The organism is Maridesulfovibrio sp., from assembly GCF_963676065.1.
Classification (GTDB): domain Bacteria; phylum Desulfobacterota; class Desulfovibrionia; order Desulfovibrionales; family Desulfovibrionaceae; genus Maridesulfovibrio.
The window spans coordinates 113,370-126,441 of sequence record NZ_OY780933.1 but is presented as its reverse complement, the minus strand read 5'-3'; the positions used below and the strand labels follow the sequence as shown (position 1 = coordinate 126,441).

The window sequence follows — 13,072 nt, the reverse complement described above, 5'->3', positions numbered from 1 at the left end:
AATTAAAAAAGCCTGTCCGCAGTTTATGCGGACAGGCTTTTGTCAGCGAAATAAATTGAAAAAGTTATTTTGATTTTCTTTTTTGCTCTTCTTCCTCGCGCAGGGCACGGCGCAGAACTTTTCCGACCATTGTCTTGGGCAGTTCATTGCGGAATTCAACTTTCCTAGGCACCTTGTAACCTGCGAGTTTTTCGCGGCAATAAGCCACCACTTCGGCGCGGTCCATTTCCTGACCTTCCTTAAGAACAATGTAAACCTTGATGATTTCGCCACGGGTCTTGTGGGGCAGACCTACCGTGACAGCTTCCTGAATTTTGGGATGCTTGTATAAGACCTCATCCACTTCACGAGGATAGATATTGTAGCCGCTTGAAATGATCATGTCTTTTTTGCGATCTACAATGTAGAAGTATCCTTCCTCATCCATGTAGGCGATGTCTCCGGTGTAGAGCCAGCCGTTACGCAGTGTTCCGGCGGTTTCATCGGCTTTATTATAGTAACCCTTCATAACCTGCGGGCCGCGGACCACCAGTTCACCCATTTTTCCGGGAGGCAGCTGCACACTGCCGACTTCCATATCAACAATGGCGGCATCGGTAGAAGGTAAGGGCATACCAATTGAACCGGGTTTCTTTTTGCCAATAAGCGGGTTGAGGTGAGTTACCGGGGACGCTTCAGTCAGGCCGAATCCTTCAATAATCGTAGCTCCGAAAACTTCCTTGAACTGTTTGATAGCTTCAACCGGCATTGGTGAGGAACCGGAAAGACAGTACTTAACAGATTTTACGTCATATTTGCTCAGCTCTTTCTGTTGCAGCAGGGAAATGTAGAGCGCCGGTGCTCCAGGGAACAGGGTCGGCTTTAATTTGTGCATGGTTTTGAGCACATCAAGGGGCACGTAGCGCGGGAAAGGAACCATAGTCGCGCCGAGGAGGGTAGGAAAGTTGAGGCATACAGTCAGGCCGTAGATGTGGAAATAAGGCAGAATACCCAACACAATTTCCTTATCATCACCGAGATGGCTGAGCATGGCGTGGGCCTGCTGCATATTCGCGCCGAGGTTGGCATGAGTCAGGTTGCAACCTTTGGAAAGTCCGGTTGTGCCACCTGTATATTGCAGCAGGGCGGTGTCTTCCGGCCTGATATTTGATGCGCTGTAGCGGTCTTTCCCTGCTCTCAGGGTGTTCCATTTTAGAATTGAGGACTCATTGTAGGGTACTTTCGGAGAACTTTGTTCCCGCATCCGTTTTAATCTGTAGAGCCAGTTAAGGGGGAACTTGAGGGTATCCGAAATCTGGGTGACCAGATATTTCCGCACGGGGAGTTGATCGCGCAGTTTTTCCACTTTTGACCAGAGCATATCGATGGTGATGAGCATCTTGGCACCGGAATCATTGAGCTGGTGAACGATTTCGGTTTCCATATAAAGCGGGTTGGTCAGGGTTACGATAGCCCCTGCTTTGAGAATTGCGAAATAGGTCATGATCATCTGCGGAGTATTGGGCAGCATGATAGCAACCCTGTCGCCCTGCTCGATACCGAGCTTGCGCAGATTGGCCGCCATTATTTCTACTTCGCGTCTCAGTTTTTCGTATGTGATCGACCAGTTCTGGAATTCGATGGCCTTACGTTTCGGCCATTTTTCCGCAGTCAGGTCCAGATATTCAAATACCGGCCTATTTTTAAAATCCACAGTCTGGGGCACTTCCGGATCGTAATGATCCAGCCACGGGCGTTTGATCTCCACTCCTAACCTTCCATTATCCTTAAAAGAATTAAATATTTTTGCCCGTACGTTAATAGTCCGCAGACCGGATAAGTCCGGTAGCGCACAGGCTCCCCTTCCCCCTTGCAGGGGGTATCTTTCCTTAAAGCGGGCCGATTATATTGATCAGTTTAAATTCTGGCAAGTTTGTAAATGAGATCATTTTCCGGCTGACCTTGTGAAAATATCCAGCAGATAGGCAGTAAGGGCCTGATTGGCACCATCTCCGCATTTTGAAAAAGGACAGCCCAGTGCATAAGGAACCTCCAGAGGGCGCGGAGTCCCGTGGTAAACAACCGCATCCCGGCCTGACTCTGATTCCTTGATCAGGATTTGCATGGTGATGAAACAGGAGTTGGGGCCGCTGCGTATTTTTTGAATCTCGGGAGTCCATTCTTTGATAAGAACCGGATAATCCTCGAAAAAGGGATCACCATAAAGCCCGTCAAAAGCAAAGCCGACCTGCTCTGATTCCCCTGCAGCGGCAAGTTTGGGCGAAATGGAGCCTATGCGGGCTTCTATAAGGTAATTGGCGTTCCCGTTGGGGGCATAGTTGTATCCTATGGCACTAAGGGATTGGATAATGTGTTGTTCAATGGGCACGATTCCGGACTCGACCTTACGCGGTAATCCGTTCCCTTGAAGCTCAAAGAGAATGACATCTACGTTGAATGAGCCCTGTTTGGGATTGAAAACAGTCATAGGCACTGTTGGTTTTATTTCGTGTCCCGCACAGCCGCTTATGAGGATAAGCAGGCTGAGAAAGAAGAATTTTACAAGACTGGTTTTTTTTAACATAACTACCCCTTGAGTTTAGCTGATCAAACTTTACATCAGTTGTATATCAATACCTGCAGCCTAGCCAGTAATAACATGGCGTGATGTTAGGACACGAACCCAGGCAAAGTTGAAGAAAATGTGTATTAATTTCAAAAAAAAGTGTATTTCCTTGAATTCGGCCGGAGAGACAATTACAATACAGCAGTAACCTGTTTGACAGGCTGAAAAAGAGATAGATTTCCGGGGGGGTCTTTATATGTCGGATAATGAGATATTGCTTGATGCAGGTACTAATGAATTTGAAATTATCGAGTTTTTTATCGACGATGTCCACGAAGACAAGCTCGAACGTGATTATTTCGGCATAAACGTGGCTAAAGTGCTTGAGGTTGTTGAGGCTCCCAAGGGACTTGAGTCTGCCGAGGGAGCACCGCATCCCAGTTATCTTGGAACCATGTCCCTGCGTGATATTATTCTTCCGGTCATAAACCTTGCGGACTGGCTTGATATCGAGCGTAAAGAATCCGAGAATGAACTCATCGTGGTCACTGAGATAAACAATGTAATAACCGGATTTCTAGTCACCGGAGTGACTCAGATTCACCGTATCGGCTGGGGAGATCTTAAAACCCCGAATAAATATATCGCGGATATGCCGACCAACTGCATAACCGGAACAGTTCAGATCGATGACCGTTTTGTGTTGATGATCGACCTTGAGCGTATTCTGGGCGAACTTGATCCTGAAATGGCCGAAAGAAATGACGGAAAAGTATATTCCGCACCGGAAAAAATGACGGCAGTGCTGGTTGACGATTCCGTTTCCGTGCGGGCTCTGCTTAATAAGAATTTCGAGTCTGCCAACTTTGAGGTCAAACTTTATACCAACGGACAGGAAGCGCTGGATGGCTTGAAGGAAATGAGCGCAGAAGCCCGTGAAAAAGGCGGTTCCATAAGTGAGATGGTGGACGTTGTTGTGTCCGATATCGAGATGCCTCAGATGGACGGATATACCCTGACAAAGAATATCAAGAATCATGCTGATCTTTCCAGACTTCCGGTTATACTCTTCTCTTCGCTGATTACCAAAGGGCTGTACCATAAGGGCGAAGCGGTAAAGGCGGATGACCAGATTACCAAACCGGAATTCAATGAGCTGACCGGCCGGGCCATTGCCCTTGTTGAGAAATACAGGGACCGCTTGCAGTCCGCATAGATCCGGCCTTGATTTTAGTGCATAAAAATCCCCTTTGTAAAATTACAAAGGGGATTTTTATGATTTATTTTTTTATCCAGCCGCGGTTTTTCATACATTTTTCAAACGTAGTCTCATAAGAGTAATTTTCAGAAAACTTGGCTTCGTAGGTAGTAGGCTCCCTCGGTTCATCGTCTGTCTGCGCTCCGACCGGAACATTCTGGTTGTTCTGGTTGTCACAAAAATCACGGTCAATTTTGAAGATCTCCTTCTCTTTTGCCGGATCGGTAATATTCGGATTGTGCCATGATCCGCAGCCCCCGAGCATCAGCAGTGCCGCGCTTAACAGTATCAGTCTTTTCTTCATCAGGTTCTCCTTTAAAAAATTACTCCGCTTTAAGGTCGCGGTTCATCAGGTCGCCTACCGCGGTGGCGGGGTCTTTATCTTCATATAAAATCTTGTATACCTGTTCGGTAATGGGCAGCTCTACACCTAGCTTCTTTGCCAGTAAATGAACCGACTCGGTAGTTTTAACTCCTTCGGCTACCATACGCATTTTCAGGATTTCACTCAATTTCAAACCTTGTCCAAGCTTGATGCCCACCTGCCTGTTGCGGGAAAGGTCTCCAGTGCAGGTCAGCACAAGGTCGCCCATGCCGGAAAGGCCCATAAAGGTGGAAGGTTCAGCGCCCATGGCAACACCCAACCGGCTCATTTCAGCAATCCCCCGGGTGATCAGTGCCGCACGTGTGTTATGCCCGAATTTCAAACCGTCGGCCATACCTGCGGCGATGGCCATAATATTTTTTATGGCACCGCCTATTTCAACACCTCGGTAATCCGGATTGGTGTAGATCCGCAAGTATGAGGTGGAGAAGAAATCCTGAACCTCTGCGGCCAGCTTTTCGTCATCACAGCCGAGCACGATGGATGTCGGAAGTTCAGAACTCAGCTCGTAGGCGAAGGTGGGGCCTGAGAGATGAGCGAATCTGGGGTTAAGTCCTTCCAATGCTTCGTTTACAACCTGAGACATCGGTGCTCCCGTGTTCAGCTCAATTCCTTTGCTGGCGCAGATGACAGCCGGGTTTTTCGGGAAATACGGTTTCATCTCCGTCAGGGAGCTACGTAAAAACTGACTGGGGACAACAAGAATGTAGTAGTCGGCCCCGGTGATTACTTTCTCGGCATCACTGCTGGCTTTAAGGTTTTCGGACAGTTTGAAATCAGGCAGAAATACACTATTGTATCCGGTTTTATTTATTTCTTGGCTGAGCTCTTCTTCGCGGACCCACAGATGGGTATCGATTCCTTTCTTGGCTAATGTGTTGGCAAGGGTGGTTCCCCATGCTCCTGCACCGATTACTGCTATTTTCATTTATTAACTCCTTGGAAGTTCTATTCAGCTTGAATTTTTATATCAGATCATAATTACCCCCCGTAGAAAAAATTGGCAACCTGTTCAAAAATGAAAGGGGGTTAGCGATAGTGAAAAAGAAAAATTGCATGGATGAGTGGAGCTGTATATTCTAATGTTGTTTTAAGAAATTTTTAAAGGACTGGGCCATGATTCGTATTGAAAAAACAACTCCGCGTTTTAAACTGGTGATGGTAATTGAACGAATGGGCAGGGATTTAAATGTAAGTCTTCACGGAGGCGACGAATCCCATATCGGAGCCGTCGCTCTGGCTGTGCCGTATCAGGGACAGGGAAGAGAGAGGAAAGCGGATGCTTCAGTTTCCCTGCTTACCGTAACCGGTCACAAAGAGGATGAGCTGGCCCGGAAAATTTCATATACGCTGGCAACCGCTTTTAACTGCACGACTGCGACTGCCTGCGGAATTCATATTGATAACGCTACCGGAAAAGAAATAGCGGATATTCTCGAAATTGCGGACAGGTTGCTTGAGGAGGCTTTGCAGGAACTTAGCTGAGTTGCTTCACGGCCCGACAAGGAGGGCGGATGCAGAGTCCGTATCTGAATGAACCGGTTGAACCGGCTTAAATTCAAATAAAACAGCCCCCGGACCATCCTCCGGGGGCTTAGTGCATTCTTAATCGTAATCAATTCGGTTTAGATAGGCCCTGTGCTCATTACATGGGACAGTTCTTCGATCTTACCGTGCTTGATGCGGTATTCGTAGATTTTCTGCATATCTTTGTATACCTGGAAGACCTGGAAGAAACCGTGCCAGTGCGAGTAGTCAGGACCGTTCATTGCAGTACCGTGACGTGCGCGACGACCGCAATGGTGCCAGAGGTAGTACTCAAGTTCCTGGAAACCGTCATTCCAAGGATCATCTTTGATCAGGAGTCCTTTTTCTGTCAGTTCCTTTTTCATCTTTTCAGCGCCTGCCCAATATGAATTGTAGAGCTCTACAGCATCATCAAGCATCTTGCGTTGCACGTCGGTATGGGTCTTGCCATGACAGTTTGCGCAGACTTTACGCATAAGCTTGTCGCCCTTTTCACCATCGCCGCGTGCGCCGCTGCGGATTACACTGGTCTTGTGCATGAGATCCCACTTCAGACGTTCATTTACGTTGTGAGTGGTATTAAGCTCACCGATGCCGGACATATGGCAGACAGCACATGTCGGTGCGTCGTAATCGCCGGGTTGCCAAGTATCAGGTGCGCTGTCCCATTTCCAGTTTTCACCGTGAGCTTCATAGTACTGGCCGTGCTTGGATTCTTCGTAGATTTCTTTCTGCGGATGGTCCGGGCCGAGGTGGCAGCTGCCGCAAGCTTCGGGCTTGCGTGCTTCTTCAATGGAGAACATGTGTCTGGTGTGACAGACAGTACAGGTTCCGATTGACCCGTCAGGGTAGCGTGTACCGATACCGCCGGGCCATGTGAGTTTGATGGGTTTGTTGTCCGGACCCAGTTCTACTTTGGTTCCGTGACAAATCTGACAACCTGAGGCTCGGGAAGCTATGCTCGGTCCTGAACCTTCTTTTACACCCATGAAGACGCCGCCTTCATAGTAGTACATAAGTTTTTGGAATTTTTTGTTATCAATAACCGGTGCACCTGCAAGCTTGGCATGGCCGCTCTTTAAGAACTGGTCAACTTCCTGCGGATGGCAGCGGGAACAGGTTTTGGAAGAAACCATGGGCGAAATGTAAATTTCGGTACCTTTGATACCTTCACACTGGCTAGCCATGGATGAGCTTTTTTCTACAACGTGACAGTCGTAGCAGGAAACAGTGGCGTGAGCCATCTTGCCCAGTTTCCAGTTTTCGACGATTCCGGGTGTCTTTTTGGCGTGACACTCGATACAGCTGGTAGCTTCTTTTGAAAAGCCCCTCTTCACAACCAGTTCTTTGGGTGCGAGATTGGGGAAAGGTGCGTTAGCAGCAAAACACAGTGCTGCGGACATTGCGATTGCCATTGCAATCGTCATAACTTTAACCATCTGTTTCAACATGATTACCCCCAGTTGGAATCATAAGTCCTTTTTAAAGAACTTGTTAGCCATTTCAATCATGTTTTTGTGACCGACATGCGGGTGACAACTTGCGCATTTTTTGTCGGTCTGTCCGTAGAGATAAGCCCGGTGGGCGAGAAGAGCACCCGGTTTAACACCGACAGGCTCAAGCTTTATATGGCAGTGCCTGCAGGCATTGTCATAAGTGAATTTGAGCCGGTGCTTCTCTGCATTGGCGGCCCAGTCGTACTCGGCTGGGTCGATGTAGAGATTCATGATTATGTCGCGGGTTCCGGTGTAGGCTTTTGCGGACATGTATACCACAAAGTTACCGTGCGGCAGATGACAATCTACGCATTGCGCTGCGAAGCCTTTGTCATTATGCCCCCCGTGCACGGCTTGCTGCCAGGAAGCGCGAAACGGTTTCATGGCATGACAGGTCTGGCAGAATACGTCGGTATTTGTGACGTTTACCATATAACCTGAAGTCAGAACCATAACCACCGCAATCAAAAGTCCCGATACAACTCCCCAACGCCATCTGCGACTGAATCCGCCATCCCCTTTTTTCTTAGGGTTTACCGGCATTGTTCAGTCACCTCCATGCTGTTAGGAGTTATCTCTAATAGTCCTCATTCCACAAATAAGTGATTTAATCAGTTACTCCTCCTTGATTAAAAAAAGATTGCACTATTAGAAATATTACATGGAGAATCTCAACGAGTCTATGACTTAAGTCAAAAACTTCGGGTCTACGCGGGTAATAATGGTCAAAGAAATATTTGCCTTTCAGCACTTGAGGATGAAGCCATATGCAGGTATCAGAGGTTAACGAAAGAAAAGACCAAGGAAGGAATATGGCTATTAAATTTACAGAAATTGAAAAAAATATTCTGGCACTGGCGGGAAAAAATCTTTCCTGGAGTGCAACTCCATATGCAGACATTGCCGAGCAGGTCGGCTGTTCTGAGCAGGAAGTGCTGGATCTCTTGAGCAGGCTTAAAGATGATAAGATAATCCGCCGTTTCGGGGCAACCTTACGTCATCAAAAGGCCGGTTATGGTGCAAATGCCATGGTTGCATGGCGCGTAACCGAAGATCAGGAACCGGAAAAAGTCGGCGAATTTATGGCAGCACGTCCAGAGATAAGCCATTGTTATCTGCGCTGTACTTATGACGACTGGCCGTACAATCTTTATACAATGATCCACGGCAAAGGTCCTGAAGATTGCAAAAAAGTCGTAGCCGAGCTGATGGAACAGACAGGTATCACCGATCATTGCATCCTGCGCAGTCTCAAAGAATTGAAAAAGACCTCCATGGTCTATTTTGAAGAGAAATAGATTCTTATTCGGGGACTATTGTTTTGAATGTCCCTCACAATAAAATGCCTCATAGCGACGAAGTCCTGATAAAATTTTTGGGATTCTTAAACGCTTTTTCAAAAAGGGTTTAAGCCGCAGGAGGCAAAGTGAATTCATTAAAGCGCGAAGCGCATCAAATTTCCAAGGAGTTTCAAATGGCTTCATCGTCTGAACTTTTTAATAAGGCCCAGAAACTGCTGCCCGGCGGAGTGAACAGCCCGGTCCGAGCCTGCAAATCCGTAGGTTGCGATCCTCTTTTTATCGAAAAGGCCGATGGCAGCCGTATGTGGTCCGTGGAAGGACAGGAACTTATCGATTATGTCATGAGCTGGGGCCCGATGATGCTTGGCCATGGCTATGAACCAATCAAAGAAGCAGCTCATAAAGCTGTTGATATGGGCGCAAGTTACGGCGCTCCCTGCCCCGGTGAAATCGAATTGGCCGAAGAGATCATCAAAATGGTTCCTTCCATTGAAATGGTCCGCATGGTCAACTCCGGAACCGAGGCAACCATGTCCGCTCTGCGTCTTGCTCGTGGCGTTACCGGACGTGATAAAGTCCTCAAGTTTGAAGGCTGCTATCACGGTCACAGTGATTGCTTTCTCGCCAGCGCAGGATCCGGCCTGGCAACATTTTCCATCCCCGGTACCCCCGGCGTTCCCGAGGGAACTGTAAAAGATACGCTGCTTGCTCCTTACAACGATCTTGATGCCGTCAAAGCGGTATTCGAGAAAGAAGGCAAGAACATCGCGGCTATTATAGTTGAGCCTGTCGCCGGTAACATGGGACTGGTACTGCCTAAAGAAGGCTTTCTCGAAGGGCTGCGCGCTCTTTGCGATGAATATGGCGCATTGTTAATTTTTGACGAAGTTATTACCGGATTCCGCGTTACTTCCGGCGGAGTTGGCCTCCGTTTTAACGTAACCCCGGACCTGACCACCCTCGGTAAGATCATCGGCGGCGGTTTTCCTGTCGGCTGCTACGGCGGTAAAAAGGAATATATGGAACGTATATCACCCTGCGGTGATGTCTATCAGGCAGGAACTCTTTCCGGTAACCCGGTAGCAATGGCAGCTGGTGTGGCCACCCTGCGTGCCCTGCAGCAGCAGGATTACGAAGCTCTTGAAGCCCGAACCCTCAAGCTGGCGCAGGACATGAAGGCGGCTCTGGAAGCAAACGGATTCAAGATGACCCTTAACCACGTTGCCTCCATTTTCACTCTGTTCTTTACTGATCAGGAAGTGACTGATTTTGAATCCGCCAAGACTGGTGATGCCGAACTTTATTCCAAATTCTACCGCCACATGCGGGAGAACGGCGTAAATCTCGCTCCATCCAGCTTCGAGTGTACTTTTACTTCTTTCGCGCATAGCGAAGAAGATTACGAAGCCACTCTGGAAGCAGTTAAAAGATTTAAAGGCTAGGAAGTCTCCGGCGGCTATGCCGGGGGCCTTAAACCTTTTTGACTCGGCCCGTCCTTGGCCTCGCCCCTCCGGGGTGTTGCCTTTCAGGAAACGCCCAAATCAGCTTTCCTGCGGATTTGTGAAAAAGGGTTTAAGAATCCCAAAAACTTTTATTCGGTTTTAACCAACGGGGGGAGGTCACTCCTCCCGTTTTTTGTTACAGTGGGATTCGCCATGGGAAATCGTATAGCTATATACGCCCTTACGGAAAGAGGGGCAAAGGTTGCTCGAAAACTAGCTGCCCTAATTTCTGCCGACAGCTACGTGCTGGATCGCTACGCAACGAAAAATGATATCCCTTTTACTTCCCTCAAAGATATAGTTGCCGATAAGTTTACCGAGTACGGGAGTCATGTTTTTGTTACAGCGTCCGGGATAGCGGTGCGTATGATTGCGCCTTTTTTGAAAAGCAAAGCCGAGGACCCGGCGGTGGTTGTTGTTGATCAGGAAGGGGAGTTCGCAGTCAGCCTCGTTTCCGGGCATCTGGGCGGGGCCAATGAACTTGCCCGGTTGATCGCTGATAAAATCGGGGCCACCCCGGTGATTACCACGGCCACGGATTGTGCGGGAGTTCCTTCGATGGACCTGCTTGCCCGTGATCAGGGGCTGATTATCGGCGATATCGGTTTAATTAAGCATATCAATGCCGCAATTCTGGATGGAGAGCAGATTCCTGTTTATGATCCTGACGGTTTTTTGGATCTATCCGGTTTCAGTGAATATTTTTATGGAGTGGAAACAGTCACAGGACTCGATTCCTGCTCTTGCGGAATTGTTGTGGACTGGCGGCGGCATGATCTTTCTAAAAAGGTGTTATCCCTGTATCCCCGCTGCCTGAGCCTTGGAGTAGGATGCCGGCGCGGAGTTCCTGCGGATGAGATTCTGGAGTTGGTTCGCAGTGTTGTTGCGGAGAATAAAATTTCATTTGAGTCCATATTTTGCATGGGTTCAATTGATGCAAAAAGTGATGAATCCGGAATGTTGGAGGCCGCTGAAATTTTAGGACTTGATTTGAAATTTTTCAGTGCGGTGGAACTTAATGAAATTGAAGTCATCAATCCTTCGGGAATGGTGATGAAACATATGGGAGTCGGCGGCGTATGCGAAGCGGCGGCAATGAAACTGGCAGATGTAAAGGAAATCTTTGTTCCCAAGACCAAAAGCACGCGGGTGACAGTGGCGATAGCAAAGGTTGCATCAAGGTAATCGGGCTAGGACCCGGTGATGAGTGCCTGCTTGCTCCTTTGGCCCGGCAGGCTATTGCAGAGGCCGACGCGGTGGTCGGTTACACCGGATATATTAAGCTAGTTCCACAGGAATTACTTGAAGGCAGAGAGATCCTTTCCACCGGCATGATGGCGGAAGTAGAACGCTGCCGCAAGGCTGTAGAAGCTGCCGTGGCGGGGCGCAATGTGGTAATGGTCTGCAGTGGCGATCCCGGCATTTACGCCATGTCCGGTCTGGTGATGGAGCTTTTGGAAGCGGATGATCTTTTCGGCAAAGTCCGTTTTGAAGTCGTGCCGGGTATTCCGGCATTTTCCGCAGCGGCAGCTATCTTAGGAGCTCCGCTCATGCACGATTTTGCCTCCATAAGCCTCAGCGACCTGCTCACCCCTTGGGAAAAAATTGAGAAAAGGCTGAAGGCCGCGGCTGATGCTGACTTTGTGATTGCTATCTACAATCCGCGTTCTAAGAAAAGGGCCGGCCATCTCGGTGAAGCCGTTGAAATTTTAAAAAAATATCGCGAAGGCTCCACCCCGCTGGGCATTGTAAACCGGGCCTATCGTGACGGGCAGAAAGTGCAGGTTGTCACTCTGGATAGTCTGGACGTGAACGAAGTGGACATGCAAACTATTCTGATTGTTGGTAATTCTTCAACTCGGGAGGTTGCCGGAAAAATGCTTACCCCGCGCGGTTACGCCAACAAGTATGATATTTGATTAAGCTGTGATAACTATTTGATACCGCTAATTTTAGTTAGCTGATTTTCTTACCATGCTTGACATGGTTTTTTATCTAAATTAAATCCACAAGAAGACTGTAATTAGGTTAACGTTATTTTAAGGAGGAACTGAGGATGAAAAAGACCCTGCTTATCTGTATGGTAGCAGCTGCTCTGGTATGTGCTTTCGCGCTTCCCAGCCTGTACGCTGTTGATGCTCCCGGTGACATGGTTCTGAAAGCACCTGCCGGTGCGAAGACTAAAAAATCTCCGGTTGATTTCTCTCACAAAGGCCATGCGGCCCTTGACTGTGCTAAATGTCACCACAAATGGGACGGTAAAGGTGAGATCAAGAAATGTTCTGTAGAAGGTTGTCACATTGACACCAGCAAAAAAGGTAAAAAGAAACCTACTTCTTTTTACTCTGCTTTCCACGCAAAAGCTGACAACAGCTGTGTGGGCTGTCATAAAGCTCTGAAAAAAGCCAAAAAGGCAGCAGGCCCGACTAAGTGCGGCGACTGTCACCCCAAGAAATAAGTTTTCTTGATGTGTAATTAAAGGGGGGCTGCCCGCCCCCCTTTTTTCTAAAGGGTAGTATATGCTCCCAAATTTACCGGATAAGTTCCCGGCCTTAAGGATCTTTTTTGGAAGGCTTTGATATTGAAGAGTCTGAGAAGGTAACATAGGCTGAAAGAGGAACTGAGTATGAAAAGAACACTACTTACCTGCATAGTAACAGTTGCTTTGGTAAGTGCCGTCGGACTCTTCAATGTGTACGCTGCAGATGCTCCCGATGAACTTGTTCTGAAAGTACCTCTCGGCACTAAAGCTACGAAGCATCCGGTTTCTTTTTCTCACAAAGGTCATGCTTTTATTGACTGCCGCACCTGTCACCACATGTGGGACGGTAACGGTGAAATCAAAAAATGTGCTGCTGAAGGCTGTCACATTGACGGTAGCCAAAAAGGTAAAAAGAAACCTACTTCTTTTTACTCTGCTTTCCACGCAAAAGCTGAAAACAGCTGTGTTGGCTGCCACAAAATGCTGGGAAAAGCTGAAAAGGCAACCGGACCGACTAAGTGCAGCGACTGTCACCGCAGGTGAAATAAATAAGTTTTTTGATGTATAATCAAGAGG

General features: G+C 48.0%; 14 protein-coding genes. 8 read left to right on the top strand and 6 right to left on the bottom strand.

The features are described from left to right. Positions 1-64: 64 nt before the first annotated feature. Together ACKU35_RS00600 and ACKU35_RS00595 are read right to left on the bottom strand one after the other, a co-directional pair. The gene (locus tag ACKU35_RS00600; protein ID WP_319762118.1) at positions 65-1,747 is read right to left on the bottom strand and encodes a long-chain fatty acid--CoA ligase; all 1,683 of its coding nucleotides are present in this window, start codon (positions 1,745-1,747) and stop codon (positions 65-67) included. 177 nt (positions 1,748-1,924) lie between these two features. After that, entirely contained in the window at positions 1,925-2,563 is a 639-nt protein-coding gene (locus tag ACKU35_RS00595) for a hypothetical protein (RefSeq protein WP_319762116.1), read from the bottom strand. Positions 2,564-2,801: 238 nt separating this feature from the next. Here ACKU35_RS00595 and ACKU35_RS00590 point away from each other — a divergent pair, with 238 nt between their 5' ends. After that, positions 2,802-3,761 carry a chemotaxis protein gene (locus ACKU35_RS00590; RefSeq protein WP_319762114.1) on the top strand — a complete coding sequence of 320 codons (960 nt, stop codon included), beginning with the start codon at positions 2,802-2,804 and terminating at the stop codon, positions 3,759-3,761. 64 nt (positions 3,762-3,825) lie between these two features. Here ACKU35_RS00590 and ACKU35_RS00585 read toward each other — a convergent pair whose 3' ends face one another. Continuing rightward, a complete protein-coding gene (locus ACKU35_RS00585; protein WP_319762112.1) occupies positions 3,826-4,107 on the bottom strand; it encodes a hypothetical protein in 282 nt (93 codons plus the stop codon). Between the two features lie 19 nt (positions 4,108-4,126). After that, on the bottom strand, positions 4,127-5,116 hold the full coding sequence (locus ACKU35_RS00580; protein WP_319762110.1) for an NAD(P)H-dependent glycerol-3-phosphate dehydrogenase: 990 nt from the start codon (positions 5,114-5,116) through the stop codon (positions 4,127-4,129). 188 nt (positions 5,117-5,304) lie between these two features. Here ACKU35_RS00580 and ACKU35_RS00575 point away from each other — a divergent pair, with 188 nt between their 5' ends. Continuing rightward, positions 5,305-5,673 (top strand): hypothetical protein, encoded by a 369-nt coding sequence (locus ACKU35_RS00575; RefSeq protein ID WP_319762108.1) that lies wholly within the window; start codon positions 5,305-5,307, stop codon positions 5,671-5,673. Between the two features lie 140 nt (positions 5,674-5,813). On the opposite strand, the gene ACKU35_RS00570 is transcribed toward ACKU35_RS00575, so the two are convergent. Together ACKU35_RS00570 and ACKU35_RS00565 are read right to left on the bottom strand one after the other, a co-directional pair. Beyond that, positions 5,814-7,166: a multiheme c-type cytochrome gene (locus ACKU35_RS00570; protein ID WP_319762106.1), complete on the bottom strand. Its 1,353-nt coding sequence runs from the start codon at positions 7,164-7,166 to the stop codon at positions 5,814-5,816. An 18-nt stretch (positions 7,167-7,184) separates the two neighbouring features. Next, the gene (locus ACKU35_RS00565) at positions 7,185-7,754 is read right to left on the bottom strand and encodes a NapC/NirT family cytochrome c (protein ID WP_319762104.1); all 570 of its coding nucleotides are present in this window, start codon (positions 7,752-7,754) and stop codon (positions 7,185-7,187) included. 269 nt (positions 7,755-8,023) lie between these two features. On the opposite strand from ACKU35_RS00565, the gene ACKU35_RS00560 reads away from it, so the two are divergent. The 6 genes from ACKU35_RS00560 to ACKU35_RS00535 all read left to right on the top strand — a co-directional run bounded on the left by ACKU35_RS00560 (position 8,024) and on the right by ACKU35_RS00535 (position 13,039). Beyond that, entirely contained in the window at positions 8,024-8,509 is a 486-nt protein-coding gene (locus tag ACKU35_RS00560; protein ID WP_319762103.1) for an Lrp/AsnC family transcriptional regulator, read from the top strand. Positions 8,510-8,685: 176 nt separating this feature from the next. Continuing rightward, the gene (hemL, locus tag ACKU35_RS00555; protein WP_319765316.1) at positions 8,686-9,954 is read left to right on the top strand and encodes a glutamate-1-semialdehyde 2,1-aminomutase; all 1,269 of its coding nucleotides are present in this window, start codon (positions 8,686-8,688) and stop codon (positions 9,952-9,954) included. A 213-nt stretch (positions 9,955-10,167) separates the two neighbouring features. Next, positions 10,168-11,199 carry a cobalt-precorrin 5A hydrolase gene (locus tag ACKU35_RS00550; protein WP_319762101.1) on the top strand — a complete coding sequence of 344 codons (1,032 nt, stop codon included), beginning with the start codon at positions 10,168-10,170 and terminating at the stop codon, positions 11,197-11,199. Then, positions 11,094-11,933 carry a precorrin-3B C(17)-methyltransferase gene (gene cobJ, locus ACKU35_RS00545; RefSeq protein ID WP_319762099.1) on the top strand — a complete coding sequence of 280 codons (840 nt, stop codon included), beginning with the start codon at positions 11,094-11,096 and terminating at the stop codon, positions 11,931-11,933. The genes ACKU35_RS00550 and cobJ overlap by 106 nt, the downstream gene beginning before the upstream one ends. A gap of 137 nt (positions 11,934-12,070) precedes the next feature. Beyond that, the gene (locus tag ACKU35_RS00540; RefSeq protein WP_319762097.1) at positions 12,071-12,472 is read left to right on the top strand and encodes a cytochrome c3 family protein; all 402 of its coding nucleotides are present in this window, start codon (positions 12,071-12,073) and stop codon (positions 12,470-12,472) included. A 168-nt stretch (positions 12,473-12,640) separates the two neighbouring features. Beyond that, on the top strand, positions 12,641-13,039 hold the full coding sequence (locus ACKU35_RS00535) for a cytochrome c3 family protein (RefSeq protein ID WP_319762095.1): 399 nt from the start codon (positions 12,641-12,643) through the stop codon (positions 13,037-13,039). Positions 13,040-13,072 lie beyond the last annotated feature (33 nt).

What these genes read in the sequence shown, in the direction of transcription:
- ACKU35_RS00595 (WP_319762116.1), bottom strand. Translation starts at nt 2,563, where the DNA reads ATGTTAAAAAAAACCAGTCTTGTAAAATTCTTCTTTCTCAGCCTGCTT.
- ACKU35_RS00585 (WP_319762112.1), bottom strand. Translation starts at nt 4,107, where the DNA reads ATGAAGAAAAGACTGATACTGTTAAGCGCGGCACTGCTGATGCTCGGG.
- ACKU35_RS00535 (WP_319762095.1), top strand. Translation starts at nt 12,641, where the DNA reads ATGAAAAGAACACTACTTACCTGCATAGTAACAGTTGCTTTGGTAAGT.
- ACKU35_RS00570 (WP_319762106.1), bottom strand. Translation starts at nt 7,166, where the DNA reads ATGTTGAAACAGATGGTTAAAGTTATGACGATTGCAATGGCAATCGCA.
- ACKU35_RS00560 (WP_319762103.1), top strand. Translation starts at nt 8,024, where the DNA reads ATGGCTATTAAATTTACAGAAATTGAAAAAAATATTCTGGCACTGGCG.
- ACKU35_RS00575 (WP_319762108.1), top strand. Translation starts at nt 5,305, where the DNA reads ATGATTCGTATTGAAAAAACAACTCCGCGTTTTAAACTGGTGATGGTA.
- ACKU35_RS00550 (WP_319762101.1), top strand. Translation starts at nt 10,168, where the DNA reads ATGGGAAATCGTATAGCTATATACGCCCTTACGGAAAGAGGGGCAAAG.
- hemL (WP_319765316.1), top strand. Translation starts at nt 8,686, where the DNA reads ATGGCTTCATCGTCTGAACTTTTTAATAAGGCCCAGAAACTGCTGCCC.
- ACKU35_RS00565 (WP_319762104.1), bottom strand. Translation starts at nt 7,754, where the DNA reads ATGCCGGTAAACCCTAAGAAAAAAGGGGATGGCGGATTCAGTCGCAGA.
- ACKU35_RS00580 (WP_319762110.1), bottom strand. Translation starts at nt 5,116, where the DNA reads ATGAAAATAGCAGTAATCGGTGCAGGAGCATGGGGAACCACCCTTGCC.
- cobJ (WP_319762099.1), top strand. Translation starts at nt 11,094, where the DNA reads ATGCGAAGCGGCGGCAATGAAACTGGCAGATGTAAAGGAAATCTTTGT.
- ACKU35_RS00540 (WP_319762097.1), top strand. Translation starts at nt 12,071, where the DNA reads ATGAAAAAGACCCTGCTTATCTGTATGGTAGCAGCTGCTCTGGTATGT.
- ACKU35_RS00590 (WP_319762114.1), top strand. Translation starts at nt 2,802, where the DNA reads ATGTCGGATAATGAGATATTGCTTGATGCAGGTACTAATGAATTTGAA.